We start from the raw sequence: 12,969 nt of genomic DNA, 5'->3' as shown, positions 1-12,969 counted from the left end.
TACTCGCCCCAGGCGGGCCGTTTCAGGCCCCCACGGACCGCAGCGATTCGGAGGTCAGCGTGAAATAGCGGGTGCCGATGGCATCCGACACATGGTAGGCCGCGGTCTCGCTGGCCGCGAACAGCTGCACCAGGGCCGGGTACTGGGCCTCCGGGCCGGCCTCGCACAGCCCTTCGAGCGTCCAGGTGTCGGGGTCTGGCAGGTCGTACGACAGCGCCGTGAGCCGGTCGGGCGCGCTGCCCGCCAGCTTGGCGATGCGCTTGCGCAGGGTGTGCGTGACCCAGGCCAGCGAGCGCGGGTTGTCGCCGTCCTGCACCAGCAGGTCGACCAGGGTGGCGACGTCGCGCCGCTGCTGGTAGCGGGCATGGAAGGTGATGGTGCTGTCGAACAGCGCCACCATCGCCTCGAAGCCGCTGACCTCGTGCACCGAGCCGTGCTCGAAGCCGGCCGCCAACGCGCTCGACAGGAAGCCGAGGCGCTCGATGTGGCGGCCGATGGAGAGCAGCCGCCAGGCGTCGTCGCGCGTCATGCGGTCGGTCTGGGCGCCGGTCATGGCCGACAGCGAGGTGCTGGCCGATTCGAGCAGGCGCAGCGCGATGCCGGTGGCGTAGCCGCCCTCGGCCTTCTCGCCGGCCTGCTCGGCGCTGCGGCGCAGGAAGTCGGACTCGGCCCGCACGATCTGGTTCCAGTGGTCCTGCGACAGGCGTTCGCGCACCGCGGCGGCCGACTGGCGGATGCAGCGCAGGCTCCAGCCCACGCTCCCCCCGGTGTCGACGTTGCCGAGCTCGGCGATCAGCGCCCGCTCGAAGACGCGCCGCGACTTGGGCAGGCTCGGCACTTCGGGCGGCACCAGCGCATTGCGCTGGGCCAGCTGATGCAGCCAGACCAGCAGGGCGCGCGAAGACTGGTCCTCGCCGCTCAGCAGGTCGAGCGTGAGCCGGGCCAGCCGCACCGCGTTCTCGGCCCGCTCGGTGTAGCGCCCGAGCCAGAACATGTTCTCGGCCGCCCGGCTGGTGACCGGGGCGCGGTGCCGCGCCAGCGAAGCCGGCGTGGCGTGCGGCTGCAGCAGCGTGGTGCGGTCGACCTCGCCGTCGGTGCGCACCCAGACGTCGGCGCTGCTGCCGCCGCGCTGCATCGAGGCGATCTGCGCGTCGCGTCCGGCCAGCCGCGCCAGCCCGCCCGGCAGCACCCGCCAGGAGCGCGGGCCGTCGCTGACCGCGAATACCCGCAGCAGCACCGAGCGCTGCGCGATGTGGCCGCGGCCGAGGTCCTGGGTCCAGGTCGGCATCTGCGACAGCGGCAGGTAGCTCTGCACCGTGTGGGCCTCGCCCTGGCGCACGATCCGGCCCGCCCATTCGTCGAGTTCGCGGCGGCCCATGTGGCGCCCCAGCACCGCATCGAAGCTGGTGTGGGCGTCGATGTCGGGGTAGGTGGCCTTGATCGCGCAGTCGCCCAGCTGCGGCAGCACGGCTTCCATTGCGGCGCGCTCGCCGCACCACCAGGTCGGCAGCGCCGGCAGCTGCAGCTTCTCGCCGATCAGCCGGCGCGCCAGCGCCGGCAGAAAGCCCAGCAGCGCCGGCGATTCCAGGAAGGCCGACCCGGGCATGTTGGCCACGAGCACGTTGCCGGCGCGGATCGCCTGCAGCAGCCCCGGTACGCCGAGCGTCGAATCGGGTCGCAGCTCGAGCGGGTCGAGGTACTGGTCGTCGAGCCGCTTGACCAGCCCGTGCACCGGCCTGAGGCCCTGCAGCGTCTTGAGGTAGAGGCGCTGGTCGCGCACCGTGAGGTCGTTGCCCTCGACCAGCGTGATGCCGAGGTAGCGCGCCAGGTAGGCATGCTCGAAGTAGGTCTCGTTGTAGGGGCCGGGCGTCAGCAGCGCGATGTGCGGCGGCTGGCCGGCCGGACACATGCGCTGCAGGCCTTCCATCATGGCGTTGTAGGTGGCCGCCAGGCGCTGCACCTGCAGGTTCTCGAAGGCCTGCGGGAACTGGCGCGCGATCGCGAGCCGGTTCTCGAGCAGGTAGCCCAGGCCCGAGGGCGCCTGGGTGCGCTGCGAGACCACCCACCAGTTGCCGTCGGGGCCGCGCGCCAGGTCGAAGGCGGCGATGTGCAGCCAGGTGTCGCCCGGCGGGCGGACGCCGTGCAGCGCCCGCAGGTAGCCCGGGTGGCCCTGCACCAGCGCCGCCGGCAGCAGGCCTTCGGCGAGCAGCTGCTGGGGGCCGTAGACGTCGGCCATCACGTGGTCGAGCACGCGCACGCGCTGCTGCACGCCGGCTTCGATCTGGCCCCAGCTCTCCGGCGAGACGATCAGCGGAAAGAGGTCGAGCGACCAGGGCCGCTGCGGACCGTCGGCGTCGGCATAGACGTTGTAGGTGACGCCGTTGTCGCGGATCTGGCGCTCGAGGCTGATCGCGCGCCGTGGCAGGTCGTCGAAGCCGCCCGGGCCCAGGTGCTCGAAGAAGCCGCTCCAGGAGGGGACCAGCGGTGCCTGGTCGCGGGCGCCGGTGTCGATGGCCTCGCTGGCCGGCGCGGCCGGCGCGGCGGGCGGGACGGAGGAGGCCTCGTAGAGGGGCGCCGGCTGCGAAGGCGCGCCCGGGCGCGCCTCGCCCTGCGGCGTCGCGAGGCCGCGCAGTTCGTCGAAATGGCCGGGCGCAGCCGGCGGCGCGAGCGCGGCCGCGAGCGCCGCAGGCGCTTCCAGGGCCTGGGCGTCGAAGAGGGATTCGTTCAGTGGGTCCACGGTGCGCCGATTGTCACACTGCGGTCACGACGACACGGGGCGCTTGCGTGAGAAAAGTCCGAAACGCCGCGCCGCCTCGACATGCGCTCAGCGCCGCAGGTCGAGCGTGAACGGGAACTCGCGGCTGCCGGCCAGTTCGATGGTCGCCGGAGGCGTGCGCATCAGTCCCGGCGTGTGGCCCATGCGCGAGAAGCGCGAATGGCGCCGGCTCTCGGCTTCGTAGGCGTTGACCGGGAAGGTGTCGTAGTTGCGACCGCCCGGATGGGCGACAAAGTACTGGCAGCCGCCCAGCGACCGCTTCATCCAGGTGTCGACGATGTCGAAGGTCAGCGGCGCATGGGCGCCGATGGCGGGATGCAGCGACGAGGGCGGATTCCAGGCCTTGTAGCGCACGCCGGCGACGAACTCGCCGACGGTGCCGGTGGGCTGCAGCGGCAGCACCTTGCCGTTGACGGTGATGACGTGGCGGCTCTCGTTGAGGCCGGTGACGCGCACCTCGATGCGTTCGAGCGACGAGTCGACATAGCGCACGGTGCCGCCGGCCGAGCCTTCCTCGCCCATCACGTGCCACGGCTCGAGGGCATTGCGCAGCGACAGCTCGACGCCCATCGCCTGCACCTGCCCGACCAGCGGGAAGCGGAATTCGAAATGCGGCGCGAACCAGTTGGGATCGAAGGCGAAGCCGGCCTGGCGCATCTCGCTGATGACGTCGTCGAAGTCCATCTTGACGAAGGTCGGCAGCAGGAAGCGGTCGTGCAGCTCGGTGCCCCAGCGGGTGGCCGGCGCCTGGTACGGCTCGTCCCAGAAGCGGGCGACGAAGGCGCGCAGCAGCAGCTGCTGGGCGATGCTCATGCGCGCATGCGGCGGCATCTCGAAGGCGCGCAGCTCCAGCAGGCCCAGGCGGCCGGTGCTGGAGTCGGGCGAGTAGAGCTTGTCGATGCAGAACTCGCTGCGGTGCGTGTTGCCGGTGACGTCGACCAGGATGTTGCGCAAGGTGCGGTCGACCAGCCAGGCCGGCATGTTCTGGCCGTGGATCTCGCGGTTGCGGGCGATTTCCTTGAGCGCGATCTCGAGCTCGTAGACCTGGTCGTTGCGGGCCTCGTCGACCCGCGGCGCCTGGCTGGTCGGGCCGATGAACATGCCCGAGAACAGGTAGCTCAGCGACGGATGGTTGTGCCAGTAGAGCAGCAGGCTGGCCAGCAGCTCGGGTCGGCGCAGGAAGGGGCTGTCGGTGGGCACCGCGCCGCCGAGCACGAAGTGGTTGCCGCCGCCGGTGCCGGTGTGGCGGCCGTCGGTCATGAACTTCTCGGCCGACAGGCGGGTCTCGAAGGCCGCGTTGTAGAGGAACTCGGTGTGGTCGACCAGCTCGCGCCAGTTGTGGGCGGGGTGGATGTTGACCTCGATCACGCCCGGGTCGGGCGTGACCTGCAGCATCTTGAGGCGTGGATCGCGCGGCGGCGGATAGCCTTCCATGACGATCTGGACGCCGAGCTGCGCGGCCGTGGCCTCGACCGCGGCGACCAGGTCGAGGTAGTCCTCGAGCCGGGCCAGCGGCGGCATGAAGACGTACAGCACGCCCGAGGCGCTGCCCAGCTTCTCGGCCGCCGGGCCGTTGGCGCGGCGCGGGTCGCGGACCTCGACGCACAGCGCGCTGCGCGTGATCCAGTGGGCCGACTCGCCGCGCCGCGGCTGGCGCGGCGTGGTCGGGTCCGCGCTGTCGTCGCTCGACGGGCTGGAGCCGTCGCCCGGCGACTGCATGCGCAGGGTCGACGGCGCGGCCTCGGGCGCCCCGAAGGCATAGGGCACGGCGCCCCGGTCGGCGCCGGCGCCGGGCGCCAGGCCCGTGTAGCGGGCGCGGTAGTCGGCCGCGCTCGGCAGGCTGCCGCGCGGCGCGGTCGGGTCGCGCTCGATGAGGTAGGGGTAGTCGCCCTTGCTGGCCCAGGGTTGCGAATCGAGCGGCAGGCGCAAGCCCATCGGCGAATCGCCCGGGATCAGGTACATGCGGTCGTCGCGCAGGAACCAGGGCCCGGTCTTCCAGCCCGGGCCGGCCAGCGCAGGCGCATCGCCGTCGGCATTGCCGGCCTCGATCGGCAGCATGTAGCCGATGACGGCGTCGAGCTTCTGCGTGAACACCCGTCGCAGCCGCACCCGCTCCATCTCGTCGTCGAGCTTGGAGTCGAAGGGGTCGACGTTGACCGGCAGCCGGCGCTCGCGCCACAGGTAGTAGTAGACGTCCTCGTAGGCCGGCTGGATGTAGCGCTCGGTCAGGCCGAGGCGGTGCGCGAGCACCGTCGTGAAGCGGCGCGCATCCTCGCTGGTGTAGTGGGTGGGCGTGCGCTCGTCGGCGAACAGGGCGGGGTCGTGCCACAGCGTCTCGCCGTCGGCGCGCCAGAAGATCGACAGCGCCCAGCGCGGCAGCTGCTCGCCGGGATACCACTTGCCCTGGCCGAAATGCAGGAAGCCGCCTTGCCCGTACTCGGCCCGCAGCTTGTGCACCAGTTCGGTCGCATAGCCGCGCTTGGTGGGGCCCAGCGCATCGGTGTTCCATTCGGCCGCATCGCGGTCGCTGGTGGCGACGTAGGTCGGCTCGCCGCCCATCGTGAGGCGCACGTCGCCGGCCGCGAGGCGCTTGTCGACCGCATCGCCCAGGGCCACGATCCCGGCCCATTGCTCGTCGGTGTAGGGCTTGGTGACGCGCGGCGACTCGTAGATGCGCGTGACCTTCATCTCGTGGCCGAACTCGACCTCGGCATCGTCGACCACGCCTTCGATCGGCGCGGCGCTCGACGGCGTCGGCGTGCAGGCCAGCGGAATGTGGCCCTCGCCGGCCAGCAGGCCGGAGGTGGCGTCGAGCCCGATCCAGCCGGCGCCCGGCAGGTAGACCTCGCACCAGGCGTGCAGGTCGGTGAAGTCGACCTCGGTGCCGCTCGGGCCGTCGAGCGCCTTGACGTCGGGCGTGAGCTGGATGAGGTAGCCCGAGACGAAGCGTGCCGCCAGACCGCAGTGGCGCAGCAGCTGCACCAGCAGCCAGCCCGAGTCGCGGCAGGAGCCCGAGGCGTTGGCGAGCGTTTCTTCCGGCGTCTGCACGCCGGGCTCCATGCGGATCAGGTAGTTGACGTCGCCCTGCACCTGCTGGTTGAGCCCGACCAGGAAGTCGATGGTGCGCTGTTCCTTGCGGTCGATCTTCTCGAGATAGGCCTTGACCAGCGGCGTCGCCTCGTCGGCCACCAGGTAGGGCGCCAGTTCCTGGGCCTGCGACTCGGTGTACTCGAAGGGGAAGTTCTCGGCCTGCGGCTCGAGGAAGAAGTCGAAGGGGTTGTAGACCGCCATCTCGACCACGAGGTCGACCGTGACCTTGAACTCGCGCGTCTTCTCGGGGAACACCAGCCGCGCCTGGTAGTTGGCGAACGGGTCCTGCTGCCAGTTGACGAAGTGCTCGGCGGGTTCGACCTGCAGCGAATACGAGATCACGTTGCTGCGGCAATGCGGCGCCGGGCGCAGGCGGACCACCTGGGGGCCGAGTTGCACCGGACGGTCGTACTTGTAGTGGGTGACGTGGTGGAGGGCGGCGTGGATGGACATTGTTTCTCGGTGCGTCGAGGGTGCCTCGGGGTGAGACGCATACTAGCCGACACATCAAGCAATTTGCGCGCCAAAGAAGTGCGCAGGGAGTGAATTGCACATGAAGTCTGGAGTGAGGTCCGGCCGGGAGCGGCACGCCCTGGCAGCCTTTGCCGCCATGGCGGGGTCGGTGCTGGGCGCTGCGCTGCAGCTGCAGCAGGGCGCCCTGTGGCATGGCGCCGTCTACGCCGGGCTGCTCGGCGTCGCGGTCGCCGGCTGCTTTGCGCTGCGCGGGCAGCGCCGCTGGATGCCGGCCGGGCTGCAGCTGTCGCTGGCCCTGTGGGTGGGCGCGATGGCGGGCGGCGGCCTGGCGGGCTGGCGCGCCGTGGCGTACGCGGCCGACGCCTTGCCGGCGGCGGTCGAGGGCCGCGACCTGTGGGTCGAGGGGCGGGTCGCGGCCATGCCCCAGCATGGCGCGGGCGTGACGCGATTCACCTTCGAGGTGGCGTCGGCAGGCTGGGCCGCCGGTTCGATGGAGGGCGAAGCGCCGCCGCGCGTGCCGGCGCGGATCTCGCTGGCCTGGTACGCCCGGGGCAGTGGGCTGTGGGACCGGTCCGCAGCCGACGCGGCGCCGCCCGCGGGCCCGGCCGCGCCGGTCCATGCGGGCGAACGCTGGCGCCTGGCGGTCCGGCTGCGGGCGCCGCACGGCAGCCTGAACCCCCACGGCTTCGACCACGAACTGTGGATGTGGGAGCGGGGCGAGCAGGCCAGCGGCCAGGTCCGCAACGGTGAGCGCGATCCGCAGCCCGAACGGTTGGCATCGACTTGGCGCCATCCCGTGGAGCGCCTGCGCGAGACGGTGCGCGATGCGATCTTCGAGCAGGTCGACGAGCCACGCCGGGCGGGCGTGATCGCGGCGCTGGTCACCGGCGACCAGAACGCCATCGAGCGCAGCGACTGGGAGGTCTTCCGCGCCACCGGCGTAGCCCACCTGGTGTCGATCTCGGGCCTGCACATCACGATGTTCGCCTGGCTCGCCACGCTGAGCGTCGGCGCCCTCTGGCGCCGCAGCGCCGTCCTGATGCTGCGCTGGCCGGCCCCGCATGCCGCCCTGGTCGGCGGCGTGCTGCTCGCCACCCTCTATGCGGTCTTCAGCGGCTGGGGCGTGCCTTCGCGGCGCACGGTGCTGATGCTCGCGACCATCGCGCTTCTTCGCCTCACGGGCCGGCGCTGGCCCTGGCCCTTCGTCTGGCTGCTGGCCTGCGCGGTGGTGGTCGCGGCCGACCCGTGGGCCCTGATGCAGGCCGGCTTCTGGCTCAGCTTCGTCGCGGTCGGCGTGCTGTTCGCGGCCGAGGGCGCAGCGCCCGGCGACGCGCCCCGGGGCATCGCGGCCCGCCTGCTGCGCATGCTGCGCGAACAGTGGGTCGTGACGCTGGCGCTGACGCCGCTCACTTTGCTGCTGTTCCAGCAGGTCTCGGCCGTCGGCCTGCTGGCGAATGCGATCGCGATCCCCTGGGTCACGCTGGTGGTGACGCCGCTGGCGATGCTGGGCGTCGCCGTGCCTTCGCTCTGGCATCTGGCCGCCGGGTCGGTCCAGGCGCTGCTGGCCGTGCTGGAGTGGCTGGCGGGCCTGCCGTTCGCGACCGTGTCGATGGCGGCACCGCCGCTGTGGAACGCCATCGCGGGCGTGGCGGGCGGCGTGCTGCTGGCGATGCGGCTGCCCTGGTCGATGCGCATGCTGGGACTGCCGCTGCTCCTGCCGGCCCTGCTGTGGCAGGCGCCGCGCCCGGCGGCGGGAGAGTTCGAACTGCTGGCCGCCGACATCGGGCAGGGCAATGCGGTGCTGGTGCGCACCGCCTCGCACAGCCTGCTCTACGACGCCGGTCCGCGCTACAGCCTGGAGAGCGATGCCGGCCAGCGGGTGCTGGTGCCGCTGCTGCGCGCGCTCGGCGAGCGGCTCGATGCGGTGGTGCTGAGCCACCGCGACAGCGACCACAGCGGCGGTGTCGCCGCGGTGCTCACGGCGCAGCCGGAGGCGACGCTGCTGAGTTCGATCGAGCCCGGGCATCCGCTGCAGGCGGTGCGTGCCGCGCGGCGCTGCGAGGCCGGCCAGCGTTGGACCTGGGACGGCGTGGATTTCGAAGTGCTGCACCCCCAGGCCGACGACTACACCGTGTTCGCGCCGCCGAAGCCGAATGCGATCTCGTGCGTGCTGCGCATCGGCAACGGCCGGGTCGCTGCCCTGCTGGCCGGCGACATCGAGCGGCTGCAGGAGGCGGCGCTGGTGGCGCGCACGCCGGGGCTGCGTGCCGACCTGCTGCTGGTCCCGCACCACGGCAGCAGGACCTCGTCGAGCGGGCTGCTGCTCGACGCCGTGCAGCCGCGCATCGCGCTGGTCCAGGCCGGCTGGCGCAACCGCTTCGGGCATCCGGCCGGGGAGGTGGTGGAGCGCTACCGGGCGCGGGGCATCCGGCTGGCGGAGTCGGCGCGCTGCGGTGCCGCGACCTGGGCGAGCGGGACCCCGCAACAGCTGCATTGCGAGCGCGAGCAGGGTCGGCGCTACTGGCATCACCGGCCGCCCTGATCACCGCGCGGGCGCGATTTCCATCATTCGACGTCCGGGTTTGGCCTTGAACTTGCTAAGCTATGGTCAAGGAGATTGGTCGTCCCATGCACAAATTCGATGAGATGTACGAACAGCTGCCCTACAACGGCGCGGCGGTCCGGAGCCACTACAAGCGTTACGACCAATGGCTCGCCAGGCAACCCGGCGAGGTGATGCGGTCGCGGCGCGAGGAAGCCGAATTGATCTTTCGGCGGGTGGGCATCACCTTTGCCGTCTATGGCGCGAAGGACGAGGACGGCTCCGGCACCGAGCGCCTGATCCCCTTCGACCTGCTGCCGCGGATCATCCCGGCGCACGAATGGGCCTCGATGGAAAAGGGCCTGGTCCAGCGCGTCACGGCGCTCAACCGCTTCATCCACGACGTCTACCACGGGCAGGAGATCATCAAGGCCGGCGTGATCCCGGCCGAGCAGATCCTGAACAACGCCCAGTACCGGCCCGAGATGGTGGGCGTCAAGGTGCCGAACGACATCTACTCGCACATCGCGGGCATCGACATCGTGCGCGCCCCCGATGCCCAGGGCAACGGCGAGTACTACGTGCTCGAGGACAACCTGCGCGTGCCCAGCGGCGTGAGCTACATGCTCGAGAACCGCAAGATGATGATGCGGCTGTTCCCCGAGCTGTTCAGCCAGAACCGGATCGCGCCGGTCGCGCACTATCCCGACCTGCTGCTCGAAACCCTGCGCGCCTCGGCGCCCCCCGCCACCGCCGAGCCGACGGTGGTGGTGCTGACGCCCGGCATGTACAACAGCGCCTACTTCGAGCACGCCTTCCTGGCCCAGCAGATGGGCGTCGAGCTGGTCGAGGGGCAGGACCTGTTCGTCAAGGACGACTTCGTCTACATGCGCACCACGCGCGGCCCGCGCCGGGTCGACGTGATCTACCGCCGGGTCGACGACGACTTCCTCGACCCCGAGGTGTTCCGCCCGACCTCGACCCTCGGCACCGCCGGCCTGATGCGGGCCTACCGCGAAGGCAACGTCGTGATCTGCAACGCGGTCGGCACCGGCGTCGCCGACGACAAGTCGGTCTACCCCTACGTGCCGAAGATGATCGAGTTCTACCTCGGCGAAAAGCCGATCCTCAAGAACGTGCCGACCTACATGTGCCGCAACAAGGACGAGCTGGCCTACACGCTCGACAACATGAAGGACCTGGTGGTCAAGGAGGTCCACGGCGCCGGCGGCTACGGCATGCTGATCGGCCCGGCCGCGACCCAGGCCGAGATCGAGGACTTCAAGAAGGCGGTGCTCGCCAAGCCCGACGGCTACATCGCGCAGCCGACCCTGAGCCTGTCGACTTCCCCCACCTTCGTCGACGCCGGCATCGCGCCGCGCCACATCGACCTGCGGCCCTTCGTGCTGTCGGGCAAGGAAGTGCAGATGGTGCCGGGCGGCCTCACGCGCGTGGCGCTCAAGGAGGGCTCGCTGGTGGTCAACTCGTCGCAGGGCGGCGGCACCAAGGACACCTGGATCCTCGAGGCCGACCGAAGCGCCAAGCCGCGCGCACCGGCGCAGTCGCAAAGCCAGTCCTGATCAAAAGAAGAGAGCACACGGAAGCACACCCATGATGTTGTCACGCACCGCCGATCACCTCTACTGGATGTCGCGCTACACCGAGCGGGCCGAGAACACCGCGCGCATGCTCGACGTCAACTACCAGACCTCGATGCTGCCGCAGTCGGCCGAGGTCGCGCAGTACGGCTGGCAGGGCCTGCTGTCGATCAGCGAACTGCTGCCGCTCTACAACGAGAAGCACGAGGGCTTCAAGCCCGACGAGGTGATGGAGTTCATGGTCAAGGACGAGTCGAATCCGTCGTCGATCCTGTCCTGCCTGCGCGCGGCGCGCGAGAACGCGCGCGCGGTGCGCGGCTCGCTGCCGACCGAGGCCTGGGAGACCCAGAACACGACCTGGCTCGAAGTCAACCGGATGCTGCGCGCGGGCGACTTCGAGCGCGACCCGGGCCAGTTCTTCGAGTGGGTCAAGTTCCGCTCGCACCTGTCGCGCGGCGTGACGCTGGGCACCATGCTGCAGGACGAGGCCTTCTACTTCTCGCGCCTGGGCACCTTTCTCGAGCGGGCCGACAACACGGCGCGGCTGGTCGACGTCAAGTTCCATGCGCTCAACAGCGAGTTCTTCGGCACCGCCACCGAGGAGGACCAGGAGTACGACTTCTACCACTGGAGCGCGATCCTGCGCAGCGTCTCGGCCTTCGAGGTCTACCGCAAGGTGTACCGCGACGTGATCAAGCCCGAACGCGTGGCCGAGCTGCTGATCCTGCGCGCCGACATGCCGCGCTCGCTGCACGCCAGCCTGCGCGAGGTGGTGAGCAACCTCGACATGGTCAAGAACGAGCAGAGCGCCGAAACGCAGCGCCGCGCCGGCAAGCTGCTGGCCGACCTGCAGTACGCGCGGGTCGACGAGATCCTCGCGACCGGCCTCCATGCCTACCTGACGCAGTTCCTCGACCGGGTGAACGAGCTGGGATGGCGGATCAGCCAGGACTTTCTGGTGCCGGGGCACTGAGCAAGCCGCCCGCCCTCACACGAGCGTCGCCCGCCGCACCGCCAGCTCCCACCTTGCCATCGCCTCCTCGGCCTTGGCGCGGCTCAAGGTCGGCATGAAGCGCCGCTCGATGCGCCATAGCTTCGACAGCTGGGCGACGTCGGCATAGACCCCGGTCGACAGCCCCGCGAGATAGGCGGCGCCGAGCGCCGTGGTCTCGGTGACCTCGGGCCGCACCACCGGAATCCCCAGCAGGTCGGCCTGGAACTGCATCAGCAGGTCGTTCACGCAGGCCCCGCCGTCGACTCGCAGTTCGGCCACCGGCATGCCGCCGGCGGCGACCGCGTCGCGGCTCATGGCCTGCAGCAGCGCGGCGCTCTGGTAGGCGATGCTCTCCAGCGCCGCGCGCGCGATGTGGGCGACCGTGGTGCCCCGCGTCAGGCCGGTGATGGTGCCGCGCGCGTCGGCATCCCAGTAGGGCGCGCCGAGCCCGGTGAAGGCGGGCACCATCATCACGCCGCCGGCATCGGGCACGCTTTCGGCCAGCGCCTGCACATGGGCGCTGCCGGGGATCGCCTTGAGGCCGTCGCGCAGCCATTGCACCACCGCGCCGCCGACGAAGACGCTGCCCTCCATTGCGAACTGCGGCGTGGCGCCGGTTTGCGCCGCGCTGGTCACCAGCAGGCCGTTGTGCGAGGGCTGGAAGGCGCCGCCCGTGTGCATCAGCATGAAGCAGCCGGTGCCGTAGGTGTTCTTGGCCATGCCGGCCTCGAAGCAGGCCTGGCCGAAGAGGGCGCTCTGCTGGTCCCCCGCGACCCCGCCGATCGGCAGGCTGCGTCCGAGCAGGGCGGCATCGATGTCGGCGAAATGCGCGCTCGACGGCTTGACGTCGGGCATCAGCGAGGCCGGGATGTCGAGCGCCTTCAGCAACTCGGCATCCCATTGGTTGGCGTGGACGTTGAACAGCATCGTGCGCGAGGCATTGCTGACATCGGTCACGTGCACCTTGCCGCCGGTGAGCTGCCACATGAGCCAGCTGTCGACGGTGCCGAAGGCCAGCTCCCCGCGTTCGGCCGCGGCCCGAGCGCCCGGCAAGTTGTCGAGCAGCCAGCGCAGCTTGGTGCCCGAGAAGTAGGCGTCGATCACCAGCCCGGTCTTCTCGCGGATCGCGTCGGCCATGCCGTCGGCGCGCAGCTGGGCGCACAGCGGCTCGGCGCGACGGTCCTGCCAGACGATCGCGTGATGCACCGGCTGGCCGGTCTTGCGGTCCCACAGCAGCGTGGTCTCGCGCTGGTTCGTGATGCCCACGGCATGGATGTCGGCCGGCTGCAGCCCGGCCTTGTCCAGCACCTCGCGCGCCGTGGCGAGCTGGCCGTTCCAGATCTCCATCGGGTCGTGCTCGACCCAGCCGGGACGCGGGTAGATCTGGGTCAGCTCGCGCTGCGCGATGGCGACGATGCGGCCTTCGGCGTCGAACACGATGCTGCGGGAACTGGAAGTGCCCTGGTCGAGGGCCAGCAGGTAGGTCATGGCAAGA

6 protein-coding genes are annotated in these 12,969 nt (G+C 70.8%); 3 read left to right on the top strand and 3 right to left on the bottom strand.

Translation table 11 applies throughout. From position 1 onward, the window contains the following. Nucleotides 1–22: 22 nt before the first annotated feature. Together QTI33_RS28675 and QTI33_RS28670 are read right to left on the bottom strand one after the other, a co-directional pair. Nucleotides 23–2,728, bottom strand: a complete 2,706-nt coding sequence (locus QTI33_RS28675) for a circularly permuted type 2 ATP-grasp protein (RefSeq protein ID WP_444814906.1) — start codon at nucleotides 2,726–2,728, stop codon at nucleotides 23–25. 96 nt (nucleotides 2,729–2,824) lie between these two features. Next, nucleotides 2,825–6,319: a transglutaminase family protein gene (locus tag QTI33_RS28670; RefSeq protein WP_286509834.1), complete on the bottom strand. Its 3,495-nt coding sequence runs from the start codon at nucleotides 6,317–6,319 to the stop codon at nucleotides 2,825–2,827. Nucleotides 6,320–6,476: 157 nt separating this feature from the next. Here QTI33_RS28670 and QTI33_RS28665 point away from each other — a divergent pair, with 157 nt between their 5' ends. The 3 genes from QTI33_RS28665 to QTI33_RS28655 all read left to right on the top strand — a co-directional run bounded on the left by QTI33_RS28665 (nucleotide 6,477) and on the right by QTI33_RS28655 (nucleotide 11,453). Further along, nucleotides 6,477–8,882 carry a DNA internalization-related competence protein ComEC/Rec2 gene (locus QTI33_RS28665; protein WP_286510026.1) on the top strand — a complete coding sequence of 802 codons (2,406 nt, stop codon included), beginning with the start codon at nucleotides 6,477–6,479 and terminating at the stop codon, nucleotides 8,880–8,882. Nucleotides 8,883–8,968: 86 nt separating this feature from the next. Next, nucleotides 8,969–10,462, top strand: a complete 1,494-nt coding sequence (locus QTI33_RS28660) for a circularly permuted type 2 ATP-grasp protein (protein ID WP_286509833.1) — start codon at nucleotides 8,969–8,971, stop codon at nucleotides 10,460–10,462. A gap of 34 nt (nucleotides 10,463–10,496) precedes the next feature. Next, on the top strand, nucleotides 10,497–11,453 hold the full coding sequence (locus QTI33_RS28655; protein ID WP_286367684.1) for an alpha-E domain-containing protein: 957 nt from the start codon (nucleotides 10,497–10,499) through the stop codon (nucleotides 11,451–11,453). Nucleotides 11,454–11,468: 15 nt separating this feature from the next. Here the strand turns inward: QTI33_RS28655 and glpK are convergent, their stop codons facing one another. Then, a complete protein-coding gene (gene glpK / locus QTI33_RS28650; RefSeq protein ID WP_286509831.1) occupies nucleotides 11,469–12,962 on the bottom strand; it encodes a glycerol kinase GlpK in 1,494 nt (497 codons plus the stop codon). Between the last annotated feature and the right edge of the window lie 7 nt (nucleotides 12,963–12,969).

Origin of the sequence: Variovorax davisae (assembly GCF_030316845.1) — a bacterium.
GTDB lineage: Bacteria > Pseudomonadota > Gammaproteobacteria > Burkholderiales > Burkholderiaceae_C > Variovorax > Variovorax davisae.
This window is presented reverse-complemented; position numbering and strand designations above follow the sequence as displayed.

Coding starts and splice junctions, on each gene's coding strand:
- QTI33_RS28670 (WP_286509834.1), bottom strand. CDS start 6,319: ATGTCCATCCACGCCGCCCTCCACCACGTCACCCACTACAAGTACGAC.
- QTI33_RS28665 (WP_286510026.1), top strand. CDS start 6,477: ATGGCGGGGTCGGTGCTGGGCGCTGCGCTGCAGCTGCAGCAGGGCGCC.
- QTI33_RS28660 (WP_286509833.1), top strand. CDS start 8,969: ATGCACAAATTCGATGAGATGTACGAACAGCTGCCCTACAACGGCGCG.
- QTI33_RS28655 (WP_286367684.1), top strand. CDS start 10,497: ATGTTGTCACGCACCGCCGATCACCTCTACTGGATGTCGCGCTACACC.
- glpK (WP_286509831.1), bottom strand. CDS start 12,962: ATGACCTACCTGCTGGCCCTCGACCAGGGCACTTCCAGTTCCCGCAGC.